The sequence below is a fragment of the Trinickia sp. Z7 genome, assembly GCF_056498045.1.
On sequence record NZ_JAUEQW010000020.1, the window covers coordinates 58552 to 84325 of the forward strand.

General features: G+C 59.6%; 24 protein-coding genes. 14 read left to right on the top strand and 10 right to left on the bottom strand.

Features of this window, described 5'->3' with window-relative positions; genetic code table 11:
- Position 1: 1 nt before the first annotated feature.
- Both eno and QQS38_RS23855 read right to left on the bottom strand, forming a co-directional pair.
- Entirely contained in the window at positions 2-1312 is a 1311-nt protein-coding gene (eno, locus tag QQS38_RS23850; RefSeq protein ID WP_479647818.1) for a phosphopyruvate hydratase, read from the bottom strand.
- Positions 1313-1424: 112 nt separating this feature from the next.
- A complete protein-coding gene (locus tag QQS38_RS23855) occupies positions 1425-2000 on the bottom strand; it encodes a cupin domain-containing protein (RefSeq protein ID WP_479647819.1) in 576 nt (191 codons plus the stop codon).
- Between the two features lie 162 nt (positions 2001-2162).
- Between QQS38_RS23855 and QQS38_RS23860 the strand changes: the two genes are divergently transcribed.
- Positions 2163-2966, top strand: coding sequence for a fumarylacetoacetate hydrolase family protein (locus QQS38_RS23860; protein WP_479647820.1), 804 nt, complete (start codon positions 2163-2165; stop codon positions 2964-2966).
- A gap of 106 nt (positions 2967-3072) precedes the next feature.
- On the opposite strand, the gene QQS38_RS23865 is transcribed toward QQS38_RS23860, so the two are convergent.
- From QQS38_RS23865 to QQS38_RS23875, 3 genes are read right to left on the bottom strand one after another with little or no spacing between them, the layout of a single operon-like run.
- A complete protein-coding gene (locus QQS38_RS23865) occupies positions 3073-4641 on the bottom strand; it encodes a methyl-accepting chemotaxis protein (RefSeq protein WP_479647821.1) in 1569 nt (522 codons plus the stop codon).
- Between the two features lie 55 nt (positions 4642-4696).
- Positions 4697-5728: a phosphotransferase family protein gene (locus QQS38_RS23870; protein ID WP_479647822.1), complete on the bottom strand. Its 1032-nt coding sequence runs from the start codon at positions 5726-5728 to the stop codon at positions 4697-4699.
- A 40-nt stretch (positions 5729-5768) separates the two neighbouring features.
- Positions 5769-6731, bottom strand: a complete 963-nt coding sequence (locus tag QQS38_RS23875; protein WP_479647823.1) for a C-terminal binding protein — start codon at positions 6729-6731, stop codon at positions 5769-5771.
- 299 nt (positions 6732-7030) lie between these two features.
- Between QQS38_RS23875 and QQS38_RS23880 the strand changes: the two genes are divergently transcribed.
- Complete coding sequence (locus QQS38_RS23880; protein ID WP_479647824.1) at positions 7031-8185, top strand: porin; 1155 nt, start codon at positions 7031-7033, stop codon at positions 8183-8185.
- A 5-nt stretch (positions 8186-8190) separates the two neighbouring features.
- Here QQS38_RS23880 and QQS38_RS23885 read toward each other — a convergent pair whose 3' ends face one another.
- Entirely contained in the window at positions 8191-9099 is a 909-nt protein-coding gene (locus tag QQS38_RS23885) for a LysR family transcriptional regulator (protein WP_479647825.1), read from the bottom strand.
- Positions 9100-9229: 130 nt separating this feature from the next.
- Between QQS38_RS23885 and QQS38_RS23890 the strand changes: the two genes are divergently transcribed.
- Genes QQS38_RS23890 through QQS38_RS23915 form a run of 6 tightly spaced genes read left to right on the top strand, consistent with a single transcriptional unit; the run spans position 9230 to position 14638 of the window.
- Positions 9230-10417 carry an acyl-CoA dehydrogenase gene (locus QQS38_RS23890; RefSeq protein WP_479647826.1) on the top strand — a complete coding sequence of 396 codons (1188 nt, stop codon included), beginning with the start codon at positions 9230-9232 and terminating at the stop codon, positions 10415-10417.
- Between the two features lie 6 nt (positions 10418-10423).
- Complete coding sequence (locus tag QQS38_RS23895) at positions 10424-11662, top strand: CaiB/BaiF CoA transferase family protein (RefSeq protein WP_479647827.1); 1239 nt, start codon at positions 10424-10426, stop codon at positions 11660-11662.
- A 27-nt stretch (positions 11663-11689) separates the two neighbouring features.
- Positions 11690-12451: an electron transfer flavoprotein subunit beta/FixA family protein gene (locus QQS38_RS23900; RefSeq protein WP_479647828.1), complete on the top strand. Its 762-nt coding sequence runs from the start codon at positions 11690-11692 to the stop codon at positions 12449-12451.
- Positions 12452-12461: 10 nt separating this feature from the next.
- A complete protein-coding gene (locus tag QQS38_RS23905) occupies positions 12462-13436 on the top strand; it encodes an electron transfer flavoprotein subunit alpha/FixB family protein (RefSeq protein ID WP_479647829.1) in 975 nt (324 codons plus the stop codon).
- A 48-nt stretch (positions 13437-13484) separates the two neighbouring features.
- Positions 13485-13793 (top strand): hypothetical protein, encoded by a 309-nt coding sequence (locus QQS38_RS23910; protein ID WP_479647830.1) that lies wholly within the window; start codon positions 13485-13487, stop codon positions 13791-13793.
- Positions 13790-14638 (top strand): 3-hydroxybutyryl-CoA dehydrogenase, encoded by an 849-nt coding sequence (locus tag QQS38_RS23915; RefSeq protein WP_479647831.1) that lies wholly within the window; start codon positions 13790-13792, stop codon positions 14636-14638. The genes QQS38_RS23910 and QQS38_RS23915 overlap by 4 nt, the downstream gene beginning before the upstream one ends.
- Here the strand turns inward: QQS38_RS23915 and QQS38_RS23920 are convergent.
- Entirely contained in the window at positions 14613-15674 is a 1062-nt protein-coding gene (locus tag QQS38_RS23920; protein ID WP_479647832.1) for a LacI family DNA-binding transcriptional regulator, read from the bottom strand. The two genes, QQS38_RS23915 and QQS38_RS23920, sit on opposite strands and share 26 nt — an antisense overlap.
- 532 nt (positions 15675-16206) lie before the next feature.
- Between QQS38_RS23920 and QQS38_RS23925 the strand changes: the two genes are divergently transcribed.
- From QQS38_RS23925 to QQS38_RS23950, 6 genes are all read left to right on the top strand, one after another.
- Entirely contained in the window at positions 16207-17478 is a 1272-nt protein-coding gene (locus QQS38_RS23925; RefSeq protein WP_479647833.1) for an MFS transporter, read from the top strand.
- Between the two features lie 111 nt (positions 17479-17589).
- Positions 17590-18495, top strand: coding sequence for a fumarylacetoacetate hydrolase family protein (locus tag QQS38_RS23930; RefSeq protein WP_479647834.1), 906 nt, complete (start codon positions 17590-17592; stop codon positions 18493-18495).
- A complete protein-coding gene (locus QQS38_RS23935; RefSeq protein WP_479647835.1) occupies positions 18473-19090 on the top strand; it encodes a cytochrome b in 618 nt (205 codons plus the stop codon). Before QQS38_RS23930 ends, QQS38_RS23935 begins: the two co-directional genes overlap by 23 nt.
- A 13-nt stretch (positions 19091-19103) precedes the next feature.
- Positions 19104-19667 carry a YceI family protein gene (locus QQS38_RS23940; protein WP_479647836.1) on the top strand — a complete coding sequence of 188 codons (564 nt, stop codon included), beginning with the start codon at positions 19104-19106 and terminating at the stop codon, positions 19665-19667.
- A gap of 30 nt (positions 19668-19697) precedes the next feature.
- The gene (locus tag QQS38_RS23945) at positions 19698-20279 is read left to right on the top strand and encodes a YceI family protein (protein ID WP_479647837.1); all 582 of its coding nucleotides are present in this window, start codon (positions 19698-19700) and stop codon (positions 20277-20279) included.
- A 488-nt stretch (positions 20280-20767) separates the two neighbouring features.
- Positions 20768-22015, top strand: coding sequence for a tyrosine-type recombinase/integrase (locus QQS38_RS23950; RefSeq protein WP_479647842.1), 1248 nt, complete (start codon positions 20768-20770; stop codon positions 22013-22015).
- Positions 22016-22361: 346 nt separating this feature from the next.
- Here QQS38_RS23950 and QQS38_RS23955 read toward each other — a convergent pair whose 3' ends face one another.
- From QQS38_RS23955 to QQS38_RS23965, 3 genes are all read right to left on the bottom strand, one after another.
- Positions 22362-23972, bottom strand: a complete 1611-nt coding sequence (locus QQS38_RS23955; protein ID WP_479647838.1) for an ORC-CDC6 family AAA ATPase — start codon at positions 23970-23972, stop codon at positions 22362-22364.
- Positions 23973-23974: 2 nt separating this feature from the next.
- The gene (locus QQS38_RS23960; RefSeq protein ID WP_479647839.1) at positions 23975-24709 is read right to left on the bottom strand and encodes a hypothetical protein; all 735 of its coding nucleotides are present in this window, start codon (positions 24707-24709) and stop codon (positions 23975-23977) included.
- A gap of 493 nt (positions 24710-25202) precedes the next feature.
- On the bottom strand, positions 25203-25466 hold the full coding sequence (locus tag QQS38_RS23965) for a hypothetical protein (RefSeq protein ID WP_479647840.1): 264 nt from the start codon (positions 25464-25466) through the stop codon (positions 25203-25205).
- Positions 25467-25774 lie beyond the last annotated feature (308 nt).

Genomic DNA, 25774 nt, shown 5'->3' on the forward strand with positions numbered 1-25774 from the left:
GCTAACGCCCGGAAGCGGCCGCAAGACGGCCGTGGAAGGGCAGTGCCGTCCAGCCGCTGAACAGTGCTTTTCGGCCGAGCGATTCTTCGATGCGCAACACTTCGTTCCACTTCGCCATGCGTTCGGAGCGGGAAAACGAGCCCACTTTGAGCTGCCCCGCGTTCCAGCCGACCGCCAGATGCGCGATAGTTACGTCTTCCGTTTCGCCGGAGCGCGCCGAGACGATCGTGCCGAAGCCCGCCTGCTTGCCGGCCGTCAGCGCCGCATGTGCTTCGCTGATGGTGCCTGCCTGGTTCGGTTTGATCAAGACCGCGTTGAGTGCGCCGCTTGACGCGGCTGCCCGGATGCGCTCGGCGTTCGTGACTAGGAAGTCGTCGCCGATGATTTGGCAGCGCGATCCGTACATCTTGGTGAACTGGTGAAAGCCCGCGGCATCGTCTTCCCCAAGCGGATCTTCGATAGACAGAATCGGATAGGCGTCGAGCCAGCGTCCGAGCATGTCGATCATTTGCGCGGTGTCGAGCGTGCGGCCGTCGAGCGCCAATGTGTAGCGCCCGTCGCGGCCGAATTCGGATGCAGCGATGTCGAGCGAAATGCCCACGTCCTTACCGGGCCGCAGTCCGGCGTTGGAAATGGCACGCGTGAGCGTGTCGAGGGCTTCTTCATTGGTGTCGAAAGCGGGCCAGTAGCCGCCCTCGTCTGCCACGCCCTGTAACTTGCCGGCTTGTTTCATCAGGGCGCCAGCCGCCCGATAGATTTCTGCCGTCCATTCCAAAGCCTCGCCGAAGTTGCCCGCCGCCGGGCACATCACCATGAAATCTTGCACGTCCACGCGTCGCGCCGCGTGGGCGCCCCCGCCGAAGATCTGGATCTCGGGCAGCGGCGTACGGACCGGGCCATCTCCGGCCAGATAGCGCCAGAGCGGCTGGCCGCTAGCCGCGGCGGCGGCGTGTAGCACAGCCATCGACGTCGCGACGATCGCATTGCCGCCGAGGCGGCTACGATTCGGCGTGCCGTCGAGTTGGACGAGGCGCGAGTCGACTTCGGATTGGGCGTAGGCGTCCATCGAACGAAGCTCGCTCGCGATTTCTCCGTTGACGCCTGCCAGCGCATTGTTGACGTCGAGGCCACCGAACGCGTCGCCCCCGTCGCGCAGGTCGACGGCTTCGCCTGTGCCCATCGAGGCGCCGGCGGGCGCGATGGCACGACCGCTCACGCCGCATTTCAAGGTGACTTCCACTTCCACCGTCGGGCGCCCGCGTGAATCCCACACGCGGCGGCCGCGGACCTGCGCGATTGTCGTATCGGTCATATGTCTTCTCTATCTTCTCTATATAGTCTTGCGTAAAGTGCTACGTGTATTTGGTTCGACAAGGCAGTTGGGTTCGCAACTATGTCGAACGATCTCACCCGGTTCACCAAGGTCAGCGGTCCCGAGCGGCTCCGATCAAGATGAACGCAAGGGTGGCCGATCGATCGCTCTTGTTGCGCCAAGCGTGACGTGTCCCGTTCTGAACGATCACGTCATGTTGATGCAGGAGTTCGGCGCGGCCGTCGTCGAGCTCGAGCCAAATCTCGCCATCGAGGACGATGCCGTAGTCGATGGTCGGCGTCGCGTGCATACCGTCGGCCTCGAACAACTCGGCGAGCCCCGGGCTGATAGCCAGGTTCTCCGCAGTGGCAGCGGCGGGGTCGAAGTCCGGCGCGAAGAACACGCTGTCAGGCGGAAACGTCACCACGAGGAACCGCGTGCCCGACTGGGGCGGAACGATGCTTTTGACCGATACGGTCGGGTCCTGGGCGTCGAACGGCAGCGTAGGGAGCGGATCGGTCGCCCAGATGAGCCGCGACATCATGCCCCGGATATGGACGAAGGCGTCGGAGCGCGGTGTGGCGCCATCGAGGGCAACCATCGACGCGCCATGCTCGTCGTGACCGGTGACGATGCGGCGGATCGCCAAGGGCACGCCGTTCGTTGCGGAAGAATCCGATGTGCTCATAGCGGCCGTGCCTCCTGAAGTGCTAACGTTGGCATAAATTCTGGCAGAGGCGTGCGCCGATTGTCAATAGGGTGTCGAGCGGCTTTCCCCGATAAATCGTCGATTGACTGCGCTCGCTCGCTGCGCTAACGTTAGCACATCAAAGTAAGAGAGGAGGTTCTCTTGTCATCCCATCATATTGTTCGATACGCATTGGGCGGATCGATCCACTACGGCATGGTGCAGTGCGACGGCACGATCGCTCGCTTGGCGGCCTCGCCGTTTGAGGGGCTGCGACTGAGCGGCGAACTCGATCTCGTAAGCGACCTACGAATACTCGCGCCGGTGGATCAGCCTCGTATCTTCGGCCTGGGCTACAACTACAAGGCGCATTCGAATGAGGTGGGCAAGCCGGTGCCCGATCTGCCGGTTCTCTTCATGAAGCCGGGCACCGCGGTCATCGGTCCCGACGAGTCGATCGTCTATCCGTCGGATGGGGAGATCATCCATTTCGAGGGGGAGTTGTGCGTCGTGATGGGCAAAGTTGCGCGTCATGTGCCTGAAGTGCAGGCATTGGACTACGTGCTCGGCTACTCATGCGGCAACGATGTCAGCGACAGAGTGCTGCAACGACGCGAGAGTGCGTTCGGATGTCTATTCGCGGGCAAAGGGTATGACACGTTTGCTCCGCTCGGGCCAGCGATCGTAACCGGGCTTGATCCGTCGAATCTGCAGATCATCACGCGTTTGAATGGAGAAGTGCGGCAGAACGGCAACACGCGCGATCTATTGTTTCCAGTGCCTTACCTGATCGCTTACCTGAGCCGATTCGTGACGCTGCTTCCCGGCGATGTCATCATGACCGGGACGCCCGCCGGGGTCGGCCCAATCCAGGTGGGGGACACGATCGAAGTCGAGATTCCTGCGATCGGCGTGCTGCGCAATTCCGTCGTGGCGGAGGCGTTGCCTCGAGATCGCCGCGATTGAAGTGGTGTGTCGCAGCTTGCTTCGACCCGGTTCCAGGGTACCTGAGTCGTTTCTCGGCGCTGGAGCAGGGCGCCCTCAAGCGTCTTGAGGGCGTCGCAGAACCCATCTACGCGAGACTCGAAAGCTTGAACGCCTCGACCAATCTCGCCAGCTTGCCGGCTTCTTCCCGCATGCGCCGAGATTCGATGCCGGCCTGATCCACGAGGCCTGCATTGCGCTCCGTCGTATGCTCGAGCTGAGCCAGTGCCTCATTGACTTGCGTGATTCCGTCGCTTTGCGATCGGCTCGCGGTCGCGATATCGCCCAGCACCATCGTCACGCGCTCGACGGCTGCGACAATGTCGGTCATGATTTCTCCCGCATTGCTGACGAGCTGGCTGCCGCCTTCGACTCGCGTGGTGCAGTCTCCGATCAACGATTTGATTTCCTTCGCGGCATCGGCGCAACGCCGTGCGAGGTTGCGCACTTCCCCTGCAACTACCGCGAAGCCGCGCCCTTGCACGCCGGCACGTGCCGCTTCCACGGCGGCGTTCAGCGCGAGAATATTGGTCTGGAAAGCGACGCCGTCAATTACGCCGATGATGTCGACGATTCTGCGCGAACTGTCTTCGATCGACACCATGGTTTCGATGACTTTACCGACGGCCTGCCTGCCTTTCGCCGCGACGCTCGAAGTGGTCGTCGACAACACATTCGCCTCGCGTGCGCTTTCCGAATTGTTCGCAACCATCGCAGTGAGCTTTGCCATCGAGGCGGCGATCTGAGTCAGGGAAGCGGCTTGGGCTTCCGTTCGCGCGGAAAGATCGGTGTTGCCCGATGCGATTTCGGCGACGCCGTTGCTGACGAGCACAGTCGTTTCCTTGATTTGCGAAACCAGCAGCGTGAGATTGATTTGGAGAATGCGCAACGCGTGCTGAATCTGCGCGGCTTCGCCGTCGCCATATGCTTCGATGGCTCGAGACAGGTTGCCTTCGCCCAAATCGTCGATATGATCTTTGACCCGCGCGAACGGCCTGATCAGGCCGTGACGAAAAAGCAGTGACGAGAGCAGGCAGCAGGCGATGCCTGCTGCCGAGGACGATACGATCCATTGGCCGGAGGCGCTGCCTGGATGCGCGAGCACAGCCAGGTTGCTCCCAAACAGGGCGGCCGTAAGTGCAGTGAGGGTATTCATCTTCGCTGCGACGGAAAGGTGCTGCACGCTTCGCAAGCGCCTGAACGTCGATCGCTTGACGATCCTGCCTCCATCCAAGACGACGTCAGCGCTTCCGTTTTTCATCGCCGTATAGGCTTCGTCGGCGAAACGGATCCTTTCGGCAGTTGCCTTCGCACGGATCGTGATGTACCCGGCAACACGGCGATTCCGGTAGATCGGCGCAGCGGTCATTTCTACCCAGAAATGATCCCCGCTCTTGCGCAGGCCCTTTGCAATGCCCGTCCATGTCTTGTTCGACTTGACCGTGCGTAGGAAGTCCTCGAAGACCTGATGCGGCGTGTCGGGATGCGCCAGCATGCTTTGCGGCGCACCGAGCAGTTCCTCTTCGGCATACCCGCTTACGCGGATGAAATCCCGATTGGCGTAGGTGATCTTGCCATCGAGATCGCCTTTCGAAATCATGGCAGTCGAATCGTCGAGCACATACTCGACGCCGCTGGTCGTCTTGTCAGCGTGCATGGCCGCCGGTCTCCGAGATTATTGTTCTTCGATTGCGCGCTCGCGCGGGGCATCTTCAGCGCTGCAGCCTATGCCGACCGATGCCCTCTACCCACGCCGCCGCGACCTGACAAAGAGCCGCCACGGGCTCGTACAGAAGTGGAACGGCGATCCGTCGGACCTGATCTCGCAGCCGGTCGTCGTTCAGATACTCTGCCGGGGATTTTCCGTCGACGCGAGCCAACAGCAACGCCGGAAGTAATGCCGCGGCACGTGCTTCGAGGCCGGCGCGCAGTTCCCAGTCGGCTTCGTCGAAGTAGGCTTCGGTCAGCGCTTTGAAGGAAACGATCAACGCATCGACCTGATCGGGGCGAACGAGGCATTTGAGCAACAAGTGGTTCAGGCAGAAGGCAAGATCGAATGCCGGATCGCCGAACCAGGCGCATTCGGCATCGAGCAGCACCGGACCCATCGGGCCGATGAGGATGTTCTTCGGGCTTACGTCGCCATGCACGAGGGCCGTGCGGACAGAGGCCGTGCGACGAGCGAGCGCCTCCAATCGCGAGGCCAGTGCCGGGTGGCGTGCGGACGTGGCGATGAGATAAGGGTCCAGCCGCAGCGCATGAAAGTTCTCGCGCGTGTCGAATGCCTTGGCAAGCTCGCTGCTCTCGGCGCTTGCCGCATGCAAGCTGCCGATGAGATGGCCGACGGCCTTTGCCGTCTCGATCTCGACTTGACCGGCCATCAGCTGCTGCTTCCAGACAGGATGTTCGGCAGGCGAAAGAAAAGACATCGCGAATACGCCGAGCGCCGGGTCATGGGCAAGCGGCGTGGGGACGTTGTCCGGGCAGTGCTGTGCGGCGAACTGCATCCAGGCCCATTCATAGGCGTTGCGCGAGACAGGGGCTTGCCATTGAGCGGCAACTTTCAGCGTAGACAGCGCGCGCTTCACGCACAGCGAGCGATCAGCCAGATCGACACGCCAAATATCGGACGACACGCCTCCCGTCAAAGGGTGCCAAGATGCGGATTCATTCGGCGCCGCGAGCCGATGCTCGATAAGGAAGGCGTCGAGCCGTGGGTCCGGGCTGTTTCGTTCATTCATCATGTGCGGCGCAGTAATTGGAAACGGATACGCAGTGCGGCAATCATGGCTTGCGCAGATTGCACGGGTTGAGTGGAGCTTCGCCGCGCAAGACGCGCACGACTTCTTCGGCAGCGCGCCTGCGCAATTCCAGCAGCGATGCATCCGAGGAGAAGGCAACATGCGGCGTCAGCATGGCGCCCGGCTGTTCGAGCAATGCAGGCGGCACCGCCGGCTCGGATTCGATGACATCGAGCGCGGCCGCGGAGAGTCGGCCGCTTTGCAGCGCTTGCACGACAGCATCCGTATCGACGATCGCGCCGCGGCTCACGTTGATCAGCAAGCTGCCGGGCTTCATGAGCGAAACCCGCTCGCGATCGATGAGGTGATGCGTGCCGTTGGTCAGCGGTGCATGAACGACCACGATGTCGCTTTGCGCGAGCAATGCATCGAGGCCTACCGCCTCTACGCCGCCTGCGTCGGCGGGCATGAAAGGATCATGCGCCAGCACGCGGCAGCCAAAGGCGGCGAACTTGCGTGCCGTCGCCCGCCCGATGCGGCCATAGCCGATCAATCCGCACGTGAGCGAGGCCAAGCGGCGCAGCCGCGCACCGGAGGGCATCCATCGTCCGGCATGAACCTCGCGATCGAACTGCACGAGGCCGCGCGTCCACGCTAGCGCGAAACCGATCGCGTGATCCGAGACTTCCTCGACGCAGTAGTCAGGCACGTTCGTGACGAGAACGCTGCGCGCCGTGGCCGTCTCGACCGCGATGTTGTCGAGCCCCACGCCGAGCCTCGCGACGATTTTCAGATCGGGGGCGGCCTCGATCGCCCGAGCCGATAACGGCGCCCAGCAGGTCATGATGCCGGTCGGGCGATGCTCTTGCACAAGCGCTTCGATCGATGAAGCCGCGGCCGGCGACGCCGGACCGCTCACCAATGTCATCCCGGCGGATTCGATGATCGCGCGCTCGACGCTGTCGTCGGGCCATGCGTAGTCGGTCAGAAAAACGGTGTCGCTCATGAGGGGCTCTGTCCGTAGAAACGAATGAATATGTTCAAACGTTAGCATTAAAATTCCCAGGTGCCAAGCGAGGTGTTGCGCCATCTGCAGACAATCTCGCGCTACCAAGTCTGGGCTCGGCTCGAATGAAGGTTATCGAAAACCCCGATTTGACAACAGACGCCGACCAAATATGCTCCGCTTCAGTGCTAACGTTAGCGCGCGCTGCCACACGGTGACCCCGCGATGTCGCGCGCTCGATCGCACCAACACAATGAAGACGACCTCGACGACCTATACACAAGAATCAGGAGACATGTATGAAGCGGCAACTCGCACTCGCGATCGGAAGCTGTCTATGCGCAGCGGCTCACGCGCAAAGCTCGGTGACGTTATATGGCCTGATCGATAACGGCATTTCGTATGTCAATAACCAGCGGGGGCACAGTGCCGTTTTCGCTTCCACCGGCAACATCGTCGGCGATCGCTGGGGGCTGACGGGCGCTGAGGAGATCGGTGGTGGGTTGAAGGTGATTTTCAAATTGGAAAACGGCTTCACAGGAATCAACGGCACGCTGCAGCAAGGTGGGCGGCTGTTCGGCCGGCAGGCATGGGTGGGCATGTCCAACGCATACGGCGCGGTGACATTGGGACGGCAGTACGACTCCGTGGTCGATTACCTGGCGCCGCGAAGCTTGGCCCAGAGCTTCGTCGGCGGGCTGGAGTTCATGCACCCGATGGACAACGACAACTTCGGCGATTTCTTCCGGCTCGACAATGCAGTCAAATTTGCGAGTACGGATTTTAGTGGACTGAAGTTTGGTGGCCTGTACGCGTTCTCGAACAAAGCGGGAGATTACTCCGACAATCGCGCGTTCAGCGCGGGGGCGAGTTACAGCAGGGGGCCGCTCACGATCAGCACGGCGTATATGCGCATCGACAACCCAGGCGATGGCGCGGCAGGCGCACTCGACGGTTCATCGACCTCGGGTGACGCCACGTTCCATGCCGCGATTCAGCAGGTCTGGGGCGTTGGGGCGGGCTATACGATCGGGCCGGCGACGCTAGGGCTCGTCTGGAGTCATTCGCACTACGGCAGCAGCAGCGCGGTTTACCGCGGCAGTACGCTGGCTCCGCAGTCGACCGGATCGCTGACCGATCTGACCTTCGACAACTATGAGGCGAACATCCGCTATCTGATCAATCCGGCGTGGGTCGTTGCCGCGTCATATACGTTCACCGATGGCCGCTATTCGAACGCTACCGTGAATGCGAAACCGCGCTGGAATCAGTTCAATCTGATGACGGCGTATTCGCTTTCCAAACGCACGGACCTGTATTTGATGGCCGAGTATCAGACGGTGCGCGGGGCCGGCGCAACAATATTCAACGGCGCGTTCATCGGCGGCAGCGGCGGCCCTTCGTCGACGAATCATCAGTTCTTGACCAGCGTCGGGCTGCGCCACAAGTTCTGAGCGAGCTAGACAGCCGAGCCGGCGCTGTTGGCGCCGGCTTGGGCGACGATCCAGTCGCGGAACTGGCCGAGCGCTGCGTGTTCGGCTTTTTCCTCAGGAAAAATCAGATAGTACGAGCGGCTGCTCGGGAGTTCGTGCGCCGACGCCTGAATCAGTACGCCGCGATCGAGTTCATCCTCCACGAGAAAGCGAGGCATGAGGGCGATCCCCATCCCGTGCCTGGCTGCCTCGGCGAGCATCGAGAACAGCTCGAGCCTCGGTCCAGCCATGTCGCCTTCGACTTCCATGCCGCGCGACGCGAACCACTCGCGCCACGCATACGGCCGCGTGCTTTGCTGCAATAGCGGGTAGCGTCTCCAGTCTGTCCGGCCCACGGTCTTGCGCGGCGCAATGAGCGCCGGGCTGCAGACCGCAATAAGGCTTTCTCCCATCAGCCGCAGACCTTCCGTGCCGGGCCAGATCCCAGGGCCCGCGTGAATCGCCGCGTCGAATTCAGTCCCCTCGAATAAAAACGGGCGTGCCTGCGACGTCAGATTCACTGTGATGTCCGGGTAGTGCGCATGGAACATCGGCAGGCGCGGCAGCAACCATTTCGTGGCGAAAGTCGGCACGACCGCGAGTTCCAGTGTCGCCCCTTGTCCCCCCTTCGCCATCAGTTCGAGCGTGTCGCGCTCGAAATCGTCCAGACGTGCCGCGACCTTGCGACTATAAGCGACCCCCGCCTCGGTCAACGCGACGCCGCGACGGCTGCGGCGAAAGAGCTTGACGCCCAAGAATGCTTCCAGCGTCCCGATTTGGCGGCATATGGCGCTTTGGGTCACGGCAAGTTCATCGGCCGCCTTCGTAAAGCTTTGATGCCGTGCGGCCGATTCGAACGCGCACATCGCGCCGGTCGAAGGGATCTTTCTGCGCATGGTTCTCGACTCCTGCCGTGGTTACAACAACGAGTGCAATTCTCGCACAAGTGTGTGAGAACAAATCGTTTGTTTGATGAGTACGCGACCATTAGAGTGAGTGCCACATACCTTATTCTGCGAGTTTGAAATGCGTGGACAGCACAAATCAGCGAGCTTCAATTGGGACGATCCTTTGCTGCTCGATCGGCAGCTAACGGACGAAGAGCGAATGGTGCGTGATTCTGCGCGCGATTACTGTCAGGAGCGGCTGCTGCCGCGCGTGCTCGACGCATTTCGCAAGGAAAGTACCGACCCCGCCATCTTCCGTGAGATGGGTGAACTAGGATTGCTTGGCGTGACGATTCCGGAGGAATACGGCGGCTCGGGGTTGAACTATGTCTCTTATGGCCTCGTCGCACGGGAAGTCGAACGAGTCGATTCCGGGTATCGCTCGATGATGAGCGTGCAGTCCTCGCTCGTGATGGTGCCGATCTGCGAATTCGGCGCCGAAGCCATCAAGAGCAAGTATCTGCCCAGGCTCGCACGAGGCGAATGGATCGGGTGCTTCGGGTTGACCGAGCCGAATCACGGCTCCGATCCAGGCAGCATGACAACTCGGGCAAAGAAAGTCGACGGCGGCTATCTGTTGACCGGCAGCAAGATGTGGATCACCAACAGCCCAATCGCCGATGTCTTCGTCGTATGGGCGAAGGACGATGAAGGCGCGATCCGAGGTTTCGTCCTGGAAAAAGGCTGGAAGGGACTGTCGGCGCCGGCGATCCATGGCAAGGTCGGCTTGCGCGCGTCGATTACGGGCGAAATCGTGATGGACGAAGTCTTTTGCCCCGAAGAGAACGCGTTTGCGGACGTCCGCGGCCTCAAAGGTCCGTTCACCTGCTTGAACAGTGCGCGATTCGGCATTGCCTGGGGCGCGCTCGGCGCGGCCGAGGACTGTTGGCACCGTGCGCGGCAGTACGTGCTTGATCGCAAGCAGTTCGGCAAGCCGCTTGCCGCGAACCAGTTGATCCAAAAGAAACTCGCCGACATGCAAACCGAGATCACGCTCGGCTTGCAGGGATGCCTGCGGCTCGGCCGCATGAAAGACGAAGGTACCGCCGCCGTCGAGATCACGTCGATCATGAAACGCAACTCGTGCGGCAAGGCGCTCGACATCGCGCGGCACGCGCGCGACATGCTCGGCGGAAACGGCATCAGCGACGAGTTCGGCATTGCGCGGCACCTCGTGAATCTCGAAGTCGTGAATACGTACGAGGGTACGCACGACGTCCACGCGCTCATCCTCGGACGCGCCATCACCGGCATCGCCGCGTTCTGAACGGATATGGAAGCATTGACGCAACGAGGTGCGCTCTCGGGCCTGCGGGTGCTCGATCTGTCGCGCGTGTTGGCCGGCCCGTGGGCCAGCCAATTGCTGGCTGACCTTGGCGCGGATGTCGTCAAAGTCGAGCGCCCCGGCGTGGGCGACGATACGCGCGCATGGGGCCCGCCATGGCTGAGCGATGCCGACGGCAACCCGACCGGTGAGTCCGCCTATTATCTGAGCGCCAATCGCAACAAGCGATCGGTGACGATCGACATGGCGCAGCCTGACGGGCAGGCGCTGATCCGGCAGCTTGCGAGCAAGGCCGACATCGTCCTTGAAAATTTCAAGGTCGGTGGACTTGCGCGCTATGGGCTCGACTACGCGAGCCTCGCGGCGATCAATCCGCGCCTCATCTATTGCTCGATCACCGGGTTCGGGCAGACCGGACCCTACGCGGCGCGAGCCGGCTACGATTTCCTGATGCAAGGGATGGGCGGTTTGATGAGCCTGACAGGCCGGCCGGATGGATCGCCCGGCGAAGGTCCGATCAAAGTCGGCGTCGCGCTGACCGACGTGATGACGGGCCTGTATTCGAGCGTTGCCGTGCTTGCGGCGCTGGCGCATCGCGAACGGTCGGGACAAGGCCAGCACATCGATCTCGCGCTGCTCGACGTGCAGATCGCGTGCTTGGCCAATCAAGCAGCCAACTATTTGATCGGCGGCAACGTCCCTCGGCGAATGGGCAATGCGCACCCGAGCATCGTCCCGTACCAGGATTTTCCGACGGCGGACGGCTACATGATTATCGCGGTCGGAAACGACTCGCAGTTCTCGAGCCTCTGTGCCGGGCTCGGCCGGCCGGGATGGGCCAGCGATGCGCGGTTTGTCAGCAATCCGCAGCGCGTGCTCCATAGGGACGAACTTGTCGCGCTGCTGCATACCGTGACTGTGACACGCACGACGGCTCAGTGGGTGGCGATGCTGGAGGAGCGCGGTGTGCCGTGCGGCCCCATCAATCGGATGGATCAGGTGTTTGCCGACCCCCATGTTCAGTCGCGCGCGATGCGCATGGAGATGGAGCATCCCGTTGCGGGGAAGGTGCCGCTAGTCGCCAATCCGATTCGAATGTCGGAAACACCCGTGCGATACCGGAATGCGCCGCCGACTTTGGGCGAACACACGGAAACGGTGCTCGACGAATGGCTCGGGTTGAATGCGGAGCAGATCGCCGCTTTGCGGGAAAGCAACGTCGTTTGATGGACGCAGCCTGATGGGAGGGCGAACGTGAAGATTCTGGTGCCGGTGAAACGCGTGGTCGATTACAACGTCAAGGTCCGAGTGAAGTCGGATGGTACGGGCGTCGATATCGCGAACGTGAAGATGTCGATGAACCCGTTCGACGAAATCGCCGTGGAAGAGGCGGTGCGTCTGAAGGAAGCGGGCGTGGCCGTGGAAGTGGTGGTGGTCTCGGCCGGTGTGACGCAATGTCAGGAAACGCTGCGCACCGCGCTGGCGATCGGCGCGGACCGCGCGATCCTGATCGAATCGAACGAGGATCTGCAGCCGCTGGCGGTGGCGAAGCTTTTGAAAGCACTGGTGGACAAAGAGCAACCGCGGCTCGTGATCCTCGGCAAGCAAGCGATCGACGACGATTCGAACCAAACGGGTCAAATGTTGGCCGCACTGGCAGGTCTGCCGCAAGCGACGTTTGCCTCGAGGGTGGCAATTGTCGACGAGGGGGGACAAAAGCGCGCGACGGTCGCACGTGAAGTAGACGGCGGCGCTGAAACTCTGACGTTGACCCTGCCGGCGGTGGTGACGACGGATCTGCGCTTGAACGAACCGCGCTATGTGACGCTGCCCAACATTATGAAGGCGAAGAAGAAGCCGCTTGAAACGATCAAGCCCGAGGATCTCGGCGTGGATGTAGCCCCTCGTTTGAAGACTTTGAAGGTGGCTGAGCCGCCCAAGCGCAGTGCTGGTGTGATGGTGCCGGATGCGCAGACGCTGGTGGAGAAGCTGAAGACCGAAGCGAAGGTGTTGTAAGGGGAGAGACATGACGATTCTGGTTATTGCCGAACACGATGCCCTGAAAACCCCCTCCTTAGGGGGCAACGCGTCGATCAAGGGGGCGACATTGAATACCGTTGCTGCCGCGCACGAGATTGCCAAATTCGTCGGCGGCGACATCCATGTGCTGGTTGCCTGGCACAACGCGCAAGGCGCGGCCGACGCGGCGGCGAAGATCGCCGGCGTATCGAAGGTGTTGCTGGCCGATGCGGCGCAATTGGCCGAAGGCCTCGCGGAAAACGTCGAAGCGACCGTGCTGAACGTGGCGAAGGACTACTCGCACATCGTGGCGCCGGCCACGGCGTACGGCAAGAACGTCGCGCCGCGCATTGCGGCCAAGCTCGACGTCGCTCAGATCAGCGAAATCACGGCCGTGGTATCGGGCGATACGTTCGAGCGCCCGATCTATGCGGGCAATGCCATTGCCACGGTGCAATCGAGCGATGCGATCAAGGTGATCACGGTGCGTGCGACGGGCTTCGACGCGGTGGCGGCGGAAGGCGGCAACGCATCGATTGAAAAGATCGAAGCCGCGCCCGATGCCGGCGTCTCGCACTTCGTGAATCGCGAAGTGACGAAGCTGGACCGTCCCGAGCTGACAAGCGCGAGCATCATCGTGTCGGGTGGTCGTGGTCTTGGCAGCGGCGAGAACTACATGCAGGTGCTGGAGCCCCTGGCCGACAAGCTCGGCGCGGCGCTGGGCGCCTCGCGCGCGGCGGTGGACGCAGGCTACGTGCCGAACGACTACCAAGTGGGCCAAACCGGCAAGATCGTGGCGCCGCAGCTGTATGTGGCGGTCGGCATCTCGGGGGCGATTCAGCACTTGGCCGGGATGAAGGATTCGAAGGTGATCGTGGCGATCAATAAGGACTCCGAAGCACCGATCTTCACCGTGGCCGATTATGGACTCGCAGCCGACTTGTTCACAGCCGTCCCGGAGGTGCTCGCCGCCCTTGCCTAAGCGTGGGTCCCGCATTTCGATCGAAGCCATGCACGAACCGGAGCAACGATGAACGCCATGCAGCGAACCCGCCTTAATGCCGCCGCGGCGGCCAATGCGCAGGATGCGGCGCTCTGGCGCTGGTTTTCCGCGCTGCTCGAGGAGCGTCGCATTCGGTGGCGCTATACGTTCGATAGCTGGGTAATTAACGTCGATCGAGCTCGCGTCGCGAGCGAGTCCACCTTCGACGGTGCAATCCGGGCGGCCAAGGACGAGGCCGACCTGCGTGGCGTCGGGCAGCCGGGAGAACGGTCAGGGCGCGAACAGCGGCGGACTAAATTATCCGAACTCTTTTCAGAGCAGGTAAGGCATCCATGAAATTCGAAACGATAGGAATCGTCGGCGCAGGCCAGATGGGGATCGGCATTGCTCAGGCCTGTGCCACGGCTGGCCTGGACGTCATGCTCAACGACGTCGATGCGAGCGCGTTGACGCGCAGCGTGGGCCGACTATCGGCCAGCTTCGACCGGTTGGTGTCCAAGGGGAAGATCACCTCCGGTGAGGCCGCCGGCGCCATGGCACGCGTGCATGCAGCGCCCACGCTCAGCGCGTTCGCTGCATGCGATGTCCTGATCGAAGCAGCGACGGAAAACGTTCGAATCAAACAGCAGATATTGCAGGACCTGGACGCCGTCGCCAACACCGACGCGATTGTCGCCACGAACACATCGTCGGTATCGATCACCAAGCTCGCGGCAACGCTTGCGGATCCTTCCCGCTTCGTCGGCATGCACTTCTTCAACCCGGTCCCCGCGATGGCGCTTGTCGAAGTCATTCGCGGCCTGCGGACCAGCGACGCCACGTTCGACGCGACGGTCGTGCTGGCCGAACGGCTGGGCAAATCCGCGATTCAGGTCAAGAATGCCCCAGGCTTCGTCGTCAATCGCATCCTGGTGCCGATGATCAACGAAGCCGTCTTCGTCCTGCAGGAGGGCTGCGCAAGCGCAGAGGAAATCGATGCGGGGATGCGGCTGGGCGCGAATCATCCGATGGGGCCGCTGGCGCTGGCGGATTTGATCGGGCTCGATACGGTGCTTTCGATCATGGAGGTGATTCACCGCGACCTGAACGATACGAAATATCGGCCCGCGCCGTTGCTCAGAGAGATGGTCGACGCGGGCTATCTCGGTCGCAAAACTAAGCAGGGCTTTTACTCCTACTGAGCGGTGCGCGCTCGCGCTGAGCGGTGCCGAGCGCGCAGGTGCTGCCGCGCACGATCAGCGTCGACGTGGCGATCGACGAGTAGGGCGCGCGCGCAGACTCGTTTTGGCGGATTTGATGCACGAACCACAGGCCGCAAGCGGTCGCCAGATCATGAACGGGCAGGCCGATCGTCGTGAGTCCCGGTCCCCACCAACTGAATCCGACTTCATCGCCAAAACCCACGACGGAAAGTTGATCGGGAACGCTGATGCGACGAGACATCAGTTCTTCGAGAATACCTTGCGTAATGCGCACCGAGCCGGCCACCACGGCCGTCGGCGCATTCGCCAACGACAGCAAAGCACGCATGGCCTCGCGGCCGAACTCGACGGAGCCAGGCGAGCCGAGCCGTACGTGTTCCGGGCCGGCCCTTCCATTGCGGGAAAGGGCATCGAGCGCCTTCTGATAGCCCAGCAACCGCGCCGCGCCCGTGGGCAGATCGTCGGGGCCGCCGATATACGCAATCCGGCGATGGCCTAGTTGAACGAGATGGTCCGTCGCTTCGTATAACGCCTTGGTATCGTCAATTCCGAAGAATTGATCGCCGATCGCCGCTTGCCGGCGGATCAACTGCACGTGGGGCAACATCTTGAGTAGCCGTATCGCTTCCCTGTGGGGCTTCGCAGTCGGAACGATGATGATGCCGGCTACGTTCGCACTCGCCAGTTCTCGGATGTGCTGCAACTCGACCATGCGGTCGTCCCCAGTTTCCGACAGCGTGAGCTGAAACCCTGCGCTTTGCACGCAATTGGACAGCGCGTGCGCGATCGTCGAATAAAAGCTATTGCGAATGTCGGGCAGCACCAAGCCGACGAGATTGCTCGAGACGCCGCGCATCATGCGCGCGGCCAGATTGGCCACGTAGCCCATTTCGTTCGCGACTTCCGACACCTTCTTTTTCGTGGCGGCGCTGATTCTCGGATCGTCGGCGAGGGCTCGGCCGACCGTCGACGGCGAGACCTGGAGGCGGGCGGCAATGTCTTTGATGGTGACCATGGCGTTCCAATGAGGCGAATCGGGACAAACGATAGCATAAACCGGCACGCTGCTGCTATCGATAGCAAAACCGGATGGCCGGGGCCGCACTGCATTCGGTCAGGGGCCTCGGATCAATGCTTACGTAGGCATTTTTATGAACTAATGAATGCATTTGACATCAGCAAAAGCTGCGTCTAATATGCGCTAACGTTAGCACTGAGAATGCACTGACGGAGCACCGTAGCGCTGCCGCCTCGGTCGGTTGCGGGAAGGAGAGGGTGAAGTGTTTGCAGAGGACAGAACTTTGCGATGCGTGGTCGAGAAGTGGTTCGGCAGGACTTCGACCGAGCCTGTGCAAGTGAGCCGCGTACCGCACATCATGCCCAAGCGGAATCGTTGCATTCGGGTATCGCTCCCGGGGCGCGCCCAAGCGATCGCCATCTTTTTCTTTCGACACGACGACGGAAGCTGGAGCGTCGTCCCGCCGACGAGCCAGCCGCGCGACTTGCCTGAATAAATGAACGACAACTCAAACCCCCGGAGACATTTCATGACTGCCCCTCAACATGACGTCGGCTATGAACGCAGAACGCTCGTATTGCTGGGCCTAGGGTTCGGATTGGTCGGCTTCGACCGTTGGCTGATGGCGCCCATGTTCCCGTACATGATGAGCGACTTGCGGCTCAGCTATTCGCAACTCGGCAGCCTGATCGGCGTGCTCGGCGTCGCGTGGGGGCTCTGGTCGATCGTGATGGGGCCGGTTTCGGACCGCATCGGTCGAAAGAAGATCCTCGTTGCCACGATGATCGTTTTCTCGCTGCTTTCGAGCTTGTCGGGATTTGCCACCGGATTTGCAAGCCTCGTGCTGCTTCGCGCGGCGATGGGTGTGGCCGAAGGCGCGTTCACGCCCGCGAGCCTTGCCGCGAACAGCGAGGCGTCGCGGCCCGCGCGCCGCGGGCTCAATCAAGGGCTGCAACTGAGCATGATTCCGCTCGTCGGGCTTGGTTTCGCACCGATCGTGGCCACTCAGTTGGTGCGGATCGTGCCGTCATGGCACTGGGTCTTCATGATTTCGGCGGTGCCTGGCCTGATCGTGTCCGCTCTTATTTGGCGACTGCTGCGCAAGGACGGCCGTAACGGCGCATCGGCCATGGATCTCCACTCAGGCGTGACCAAGGCGACCTGGATGCAATTGCTGCGCACACGCAACGTGCTCGTCGCGACGGCAGCGATTTTGTGCGCGATGGGCGGCATCTTCGTGATCGGCGCGATGGTACCCACTTATCTGGTTGCAGTGCTTCACCTCGATACGCGCAGCATGGGCTTCGTTGCCTCGGCGATCGGCTTCGGTGGGTTCGCCGGCTCGTTTCTCTTGCCCGGCATCTCGGATTACGTGGGCCGACGCCCGACCGCACTCGTCGGTTTCGTCGTCGCGACGCTTTTCCTGTACTGCTTTGCCCGCACCGGTCCTGATCCAAAATTGTTGTTCGCGTTGCTTTTCGGCGTATCGATGTTCTCGATCGGATTGCTGTCTCTGCTCAGCGGCCCCGTCGCCACGGAGGCTGCCCCGATTGGCCTCGTCGCGTCGGCCATTGGTTTCGTGTCGGGTGTCGGCGAGACGTTCGGCGGTGGCGTGGCCCCTGTGATCGCCGGCTTCATCGCCGAGCATTTTGGCCTGGCGCGGACGCTCGACTTCGCCTTCTGCAGCCTCGTCGCGGGTGCCTGCGTGGTCGTGCTCCTCGTCGAAACCGCGCCGCGCCGGCGCATGCTCGCCGGTCGCGAAAGCGATGCTGTCTGTGCTGCGTCCACCACCGATCTTTGAACGCTCATGCTTCCAGTGATTGTCAACGTTTCGATTGCCGCGAGTGACCCCTTTCCGGCGTTGCTTTTCAACGATCGAGTCATGGCTTTGGCGCACTGGCGCTCCGAGGGATTGCGCGGCACGTCGTCGATCGTCGAGTTGCTGGACGACTGGACCGTCAATGTTGAGCGATTGCAGCAGCTATGCCGGTCGACGGCGACCCAGGTGCTCCTCGCGGAGCAAGGGGTCGAACTCTCGGCTTTTCGAGTCCATGCGCCGGTCTCGCCGCGGCAGGTCTATTGCACGATAGGAAATTACCGCTCCCAGGTGTTGCAAGCGGCGCTCGACGCCGATGGCGGGGTAAACGAGCCCGTTCGTCGCGAGGCCTTCTTGGCTTCGATTGAAAAGCGTCGCAGAGAGGGGGCACCGTACGTCTGCCTGAAGGGACCGGCTTCGGTATCGGGGCCGTTCGATGGACTCCACGTCGAAAGGGGCGATGCCACGCTCGATTGGGAAGTCGAGATTGGCGTGGTGATAGGCCGCACTGCATGCAACTTAGAGGCGGCCTGTGCGTTGGATTATGTCGCTGGCTATTGTGTCGTCAACGACATCACGTTGCGGGACCGGATCATCCGTCAGGACCTGCCGACGCTTGGAACGGACTGGCTGCAGTCCAAATCGCGCGGCGGTTGGCTGCCGAGCGGGCCTTGGCTCGTGCCTGCGTGGTCGGTGGAGGATCCGTCCGCACTGCGTCCGTGGCTGCGGCTCAATGGTGAATTGATGCAGGACGGCGCCGCGAGCGACATGATCTTTGGAATTGCCGAACAGATCGCATATTTGTCCAGGCATACCGCTTTGCATGCGGGCGATTTGATCTGTACGGGTACGCCTGCAGGTATCGGCAGTCATTACGGCCGATACCTGCAGGCGGGCGACGTTATGGAAGCTGGCGTTGCAGGACTCGGCACGCAGCTGGTCGTGTGCGTGGATTCGACTAACGGAAGGAGAGGGTGCGATGAATCAGGCGATGGCGAGTAACGCCGGCCAGGACGATATCGGTAAAGAAGCAGCCAGCGGTATTCATTCGAACGATGTTGAGCGCAATGCCTATACGGCAGGCGCCATCGCGCTGCATTGGGTCATTGCAACGTTGATCTTCGGCGGCTTTGCGCTGGGTTGGATGATGACCCGGATTCCCGGCATCACTCCCGACAAGCTGCGCTTTTACTCATGGCACAAATGGATCGGTGTGACAGTGCTCGCGCTTGCCGTGCTGCGCGTTCTTTGGCGGCTGACGCATCGTGCGCCACCGCTGCCGGACAGCATGCGTGTCTGGCAGCGTCGCGCGGCACATCTCGGGCACATCTCGCTTTACGTGCTGATGATTGCGATCCCGGTTTCCGGCTATCTCTACAGTTCCGCGTCCAACATACCTGTCGTCTACCTGGGCATGGTGCCGTTGCCGCCGATAATCGCTCCTGACCCGGTGCTCAAGGTTTGGCTCAAAAGCATTCACATCACGCTCGACTACGGACTGCTGGTGCTCGTCATAGGGCACGTGGCGGTCGCGGTCAAACATCATTGGTTAGACGGCAATGGTTTGCTCTATCGCATGCTGCCTTTCCTCAAGTAACGAAGGATTTCCGATGAAGACATCGCTTTACTACTGCATGGCGGCTGCATTCGTGGCTGCGTCGTTCGTCGAGTCGGGTCGTGCGCTCGCCGAGGTCGACCTGGCAAAAAGCTCGATCACCGCGATCTCGAAGCAAATGAATGTGCCAGTCGAAGGTGCTTTCAAGAAGTTCAGCGCGCATATCAGCTTCGATCCGGCCAAGCCGGCCGACGGCACCGCGCAACTGACGGTCGACGTTGGCAGCTATGACCTCGGCGACGCGAGTTACGACAGTCAAGTCATCGGAAAAGTGTGGTTCGACGCCAAGACGTATCCGACGGCAACGTTCGTCTCGAGTTCGATTGCCGCTGTCGGCGGCAATCGCTACAACGTGACCGGCAAGCTCACGATCAAGGGGAAATCTGAGAGCGTCGTGGTGCCCGTGACACTCACGCAGCGCGACAACATGCAAAGCCTGGACGGCACGTTACCGATCAAGCGCTTGCATTTCGGCATCGGCACGGGCGAGTGGCGGGATACCTCGATCGTTGCCGACGACGTGGCGATCAAATTTCATATCGTTGCAACAAAGTTTTGACAGAGATTCACCTGAAACCAGGAGGAGACAATGAGCAAACGAAACCTTTGCATCGCGGCCGGCCTGATTGCTGCGTCGCTTTCGGCGACCGCATTCGCCACCACTTACCAGCTCGATCCGACGCACACCTATCCCAGCTTCGCCGTCGATCACTTTGGCGGCGTGTCCATCTGGCGCGGAAAGTTCACGAAGTCGAGCGGTTCCGTGACGCTCGATTTCGCGAAGAAGACCGGCGGGGTGGAAGTATCGATCGATCCGGCTTCGATCGATACCGGTAGCGCACAGCTTGACGAAAACCTGCGGGGAAAGGACGGGTTCGATATCAAGCAATTTCCGAATGCGACTTACAAGGGCACTCGAATCGAATTCGATGGCGACAAGCCTGCCGAGGTGATTGGCGCGCTGACGCTGCACGGCGTCACGCTTCCGCTCAATCTAAAGATCGAATCGTTTAAGTGCGTCATGAACCCCTTCTTCAAGCGCGAGGTGTGTGGCGTCGAGGCGAGCGGGCGGTTCAATCGTGCCGACTTCGGAATTGATATCGGGAAAAAATTGGGGTTTAACATGCTCACAACATTGCACATTCAGGCCGAAGGCATCAAACAGGAATAGTGTGGTAACGCGCCTGATTGCAGCCTGCTTTTTGCTCGCCAGCCAGCATTGCGCTGCTGGTCGAGTCGACCGACGGCATGCCTGCAGTCAGCGCAATCCCAACCGCTCGATCGTCGACTCTGGCCCAAGCAATTCGACGTTCTTTCGCCCTTCACGTAGCGATGCGCGGAAGGCCGTTTCTTTTTCGGCACGTTGCCTACCTAGGTGCGAGACGCGCGGGTTAGAGCGGGCTCGTGTTGGGGGTAGAGTTGTGGGTAGGCGACAGCGGCCATGATGGAATCCATATCCGGCGCGGCTTCCCAGCCGACATTTGTCTCACCCTCTCTCCGCCAGAATAGCCTCCCAAGCAGTACCTCAAAATCCCGCAAAGCCAATACTGTAAAGGCTTTGCGGCGCATCCGAAGTCCCATCAGGTCTCGCCAAAACCCACGAAATCGCCCAAAATGGCGGGTACTTTTTCGGGTACTTTTTGCGGCGGTATTTCGTCAATGCCAGAGAGTCTTCTTCGCGATCTTCAGTGCCGTTTGGCCAAAGCCCGGACGACCGTCTATCGGCTCAACGATGGCGGGGGCCTTTACTTTCAGGTCAAACCAAATGGGCTTAAGTACTGGCAGTTCCGGTACACCAAGCCGGACGGGCGAGAAGGGCTGATTCAAATCGGTCCATATCCCAAGGTCACCTTGGAACAGGCGAGGGCGGCTCGCAACGAACATCAAGCGGCAGTCGCGGCCGGCGACGATCCCGCTGTCTTGCGTAAGCAGCAGAAGGTGCGGCGCAAAGTCGAATCTGCCCGTTCGTTGACGTTCAAGCAGTGCGCCGAGCAGTACATCGAGTCTCGTGCCGCCGAGTGGCGCAACGAGAAACACGCCAAGCAATGGACAAGCACGCTGGCGACCTATGCGTATCCGATTGTTGGGGCGCTACGACCGAAGGATATCGATACTGACCTCTTGCTGCGCATACTGCAGCCGATCTGGCTGACGAAGAACGAGACGGCGACGCGTGTTCGTGGGCGTATCGAGAGCATTCTAGATTGGTCGAAGGTCCGCGGGCTGCGAGAAGGGGAGAACCCCGCTCGTTGGATCGGGCACTTGGACCACCTCCTACCGGCGCCTAGTAAGGTCCATAAGCCCAAGCATCACGCGGCATTGCCCTACGCGGACATTGGCTCATTTGTCGCGGCGTTGCGGGCAAACAATTCCATCGCGGCGCGCGCTTTGGAATTCACCATCCTTACTGCAGGTCGAACCAATGAGGTGCTGGGGGCGACTTGGCCGGAGTTTGACCTATCGGTGCCCGTATGGACCGTGCCCGGCGAGCGCATGAAGGCGAAAAGGGACCATCGCGTACCGTTGTCAATGGCGGCTGTGCGGCTGCTGCAAGCGCTGCCAACGGTAGAAGGGAAAGGTGCCGTGTTTGAGGGCGCCAGAGAAGGGCGTCCACTGTCGAATATGGCCCTCCTACAGTTGCTCAAGCGCATGAACCGCGACGATCTGACAACGCATGGTTTTCGTTCGACGTTTCGCGATTGGGCATCTGAATGCACCTCTTTTCCCAACGAGGTTGCCGAAATGGCATTGGCCCATGCGATCCGTGACAAGACCGAAAGCGCTTATCGCCGCGGTGATCTGTTCGAAAAGCGGCGAGACATGATGCACGCATGGGCAGAATACATCGATCGGCAAAGCGGCGCGAACGTTGTCGCCCTCAAGGGGGCGTCGGCGTCCACCGGATAAGCGAGTGCAGCTTCTGATCGATTCGATAACGCCCGGGAGTCAAACGGTTACCTTCGACCGGAGCTGTGTGAAGGCGCTCGCCGAATTCTCCATTCGAAAAGATCGCCCCATCCGATCGAGCTGCGTTGGCCTATTGGCGATTCGGGGGGGCAAAGTGCCCCCCGCAAACCGCGGAGTTTTGCGTTTTCGCAAAAGCCTCGACCCACAACGGACACCCAGACATACCGCCATCGGAATGGTCGATCTGAAGGCGGTGCACACGCGAAGACACCTAATGTCTATCGGCACTGCGCAGGCTTATAAACGGGCGCCCGTTCGCAATGCCGTGTATTCGCTCCTTGCGGCACTAACCCGATAGATACTCGAGCACAGCTGCGATGGCCGCGTTGCGCATTCGACGTGCTCTGACGTCTCCCACATAATTCGCTTCTTTAAGCTTCTTTTCCGTCGCATTTAAAACATCGCGAACCGTTGTCAGTCCAAGTTCAGTCAATTTTTCTAATTGCCATGCTGTCAAATCCAACACCGCAGCCGGTCTATCCAGTTGCACGTTAAGTGCTGATGTCATCCCGTTGCTTGTGATTAATGATGCTTGATCCATAAGCTTTTTATAAGACGGGTGATTCGATCCATATTCGGTCATCCGCTTCGGAGTCAATTCCTTTGCAATCTCGAATGCCGAATTCGTTGGCGACACATCAAGTGCAAAGAGACAACCAAGATTTATCACGTAACGCTTTCCGATTTCCGCACGGCTTGCTTTGATGCCTCCCGCATGCTCAACCACAATGCCAGTGTATGCTAGGACGCGAAGGGCTTCTTTGATTAGCTCAGGTGCGTCTCTGTGAATCCAAAAAAACGCGGACGTAGCTTTGTCGGAAGATAGATATTGATCATTTTTTGCTTTTATATCTGGGAGAACCTGAGATTCGATGAATTCCCTACCCCAATCAATCAAGGCTTTGTGTCCAAGATATTTTTCAGATAGAGTCGAGTGTTCCGCCCAGATCTCAGTTCGGTAAAACTCCCTAATTGTCTCGTTTACCTGTTGAGAGTTCATCTTTGGACACTGAGCAATTGTTTTTAACAAAAGCCGTGGGTTTCCAGTCGCCGCATAAGCCAAGGTCGCGAAATTTTTTCCATATTGGGCAATTTGAGTAAGAAGACCGCTATCCGCTTGTTTTTGGACGATCTCCCGCATATTCTCAATGTAGTCGCCCGAGAGAATGTCGCGATCGATGGTGAGCATTGTTGCATCGTGAACTGGCTGAAACGTTTCGCCAAACGTTGTCACGCCTGGATATACGGCAGCATTGCAGGTAATGCAGTGCGAGCGTAAATCTCTAAACATTGTAAAGAACTGGCGCTGTTGCTCCGGCAGGAAAATATGCGCCGCCTCGTCGAAAAGAAGGGCAAACCGGGAAATTCCGAGCTCATCGCCAAGGTCTTCCAGAGCTTCTTTAAAATCATCGATGCTCGGAAGACCATCGGCGCTCACTGTAATTTGCGGTGTTCTCCAAGATGCTTCATAAGCGTCGGCTATTTCCTCGACCTTCGTGCGCTCAAGCGTTGTAGTGACAGTGCCCCCCGCGAGCAGCCCAATACTTTTCGGAACACCACCGAGCAAGCCGGCTTTCGTCAGTCCCCTCATAACTGATGAGCAAATTCTGGCTAGCATCCAATGCTTAAACTGGTCCGGATCTGATGACTGAAGCAAGGAACTTCTCACGAAGCTTATATAGATGGGGAACACACGATCTGTCTCGAACGCGTCCATCAGTTCCTTTTGCGCCACTCGAAGCAGGAATGATTTTCCGACGCCTCGACTTCCCACCAATACCACGGGATTTCTATTTTTCAGTGCGTCAACGATCTGCCTATCCTTCGAGGTCTCGACGAAATAATCAAGCACCTCATCCGGTCGGATATCCTCGGTTCGAAAGAAAAAATCTGCCATGATTAAAAGGCCCTCGATGGTTGCGAGAATATCACCTGAACCGGCGTCAAATTTCCGAGAAGGTCTGTGATGATTGGCTCCATTCGATCTGTTGCCTCTTTGGTAACGTGATTCAGGTAGCGAGCCGAAAAAACAAACATGATGACCAACCGCATTGTCGCAGCCTTCTCATGCCAATTAAAAAAAACTTCTTCCTGAAATGCGATATCGGATGGAATAATTGCGTGAGTGCCAGCATTTCCATGAACAAATTCAGAGCATTCGCGATATACAACCTCAGCGATAGCTGAATATTGCTTGGCGCTATCAGAAAATCCCGGATTAAACGCTCGGATGAAATTTGTCGAAAATACACCGGACTGCGCATCTTTCAAGGAATTCCAGTTTATATCTTTGGAATCCTTTGCCCACATTCTATAATCTATTTCGTGTGCTGAAAATTGCACTGTCGCCAGCATGAGTTCAAAGAAAAGGCGCAACCCGCCGAATGCGTGTCTATACTGACCCAAAACCAATGCATAAAGAGCGAATTGATATTCTTTTACTGCAGAGTCGAGAACGACTACCTCTGGTCGCTCTGCGATAGCCATCTTCAAGGTGTCGTAATCGAGAAGATAATTATGCGACGCAATCAACGCCTCGCTAGCCGCCTTTGTGCCTACCACCGTTTCCAAGACGGTACCCGAGTTATTCAAAAGAGCGCGATAATGCTCAACTACATCCATCAGTCCCCCCATCGTAAGTCGTATCTGACAGCGGAGCAGCCAAAATGATCGTTGATCCGCTCATAGACTGCTAAAGCCTCGCCGCTGAGTCTGCCTGCCCGAATTGTCGGCGATTCAACGACAGATGTCGACTGGCCGCTTGTGGTCGCTCTTGTCCACTCCGGTAGCCGCAGCCTTCCTAATGATCGAGCACGGTCCCGACATGTCCGCCGTCTTTCGTACCGCTTTCAGGGGCAGGGGACAAACCGCTAGTCCTTCTTTGGTTCGCCTCATCGGCCCAGGAGACAGGTACAGAGAACGCGCCGGCCGCTAGGCTGGTGAACAATTCCAGCTAGGCTTTTGGTGATCTGTCCTCGACAGGACGCTCCGTCGCTCGTTCGAGGTAATGGACGAAGGGCAGCATGTCCTCTTGCGTCAGTGTGTAATCAACGCGATAGCCGAGGCGATTGCGCAAGCCATTCAAGTGTTTGATGGTCGAGACCGGGTTGAACCTTGACTCTATGTCCTATGTCGTCAGCAGCCCAATTCGTTGCCGGAAGGTCAGCTTGGCCGCTGCCCAATCGAGCTGCCCGTAGTGCGCTTTCAAGAACTTGTCCATGTAGTGCTCAAGCAGCAGGTGACAAGATAAGAGATAACCCATCAGGTTGAAATCGACTTTTGCCACGCGTATCCATTTTTGTTTGCCGCCCTCGATCGGGCCGAACATCGGCGGCAACGCAGACGGCTTGATTAGTTTCGGCTTCTGCTCGTCGGTGAGGGCGTTGGCCATGTGTCTCTCCGGTCTCGAATTGGATCGGGTAGCACGGTGTATTGACTCACATTTTGTCATAGCACGAAGGCATCCCACCCCAGAGAGGGGATGATCGCGGCCGACCAAAAGTGTCCGAGAAGTGAGGTTTCTGAAGGTGATAGGGGCGCTTGTTTGGTCGGCGACGTCGGAAGTGTCAAAAGTAAGCGCGAATTTGACCGCACCTAGAATCGGAAGCTGAACAAGCGCAGGCTTGCGTCCGCAACTACAACTTGCGGACGCAACCGATGACACAGAACGAAGTTGATTTCCTGCCACTGCGGGTGACC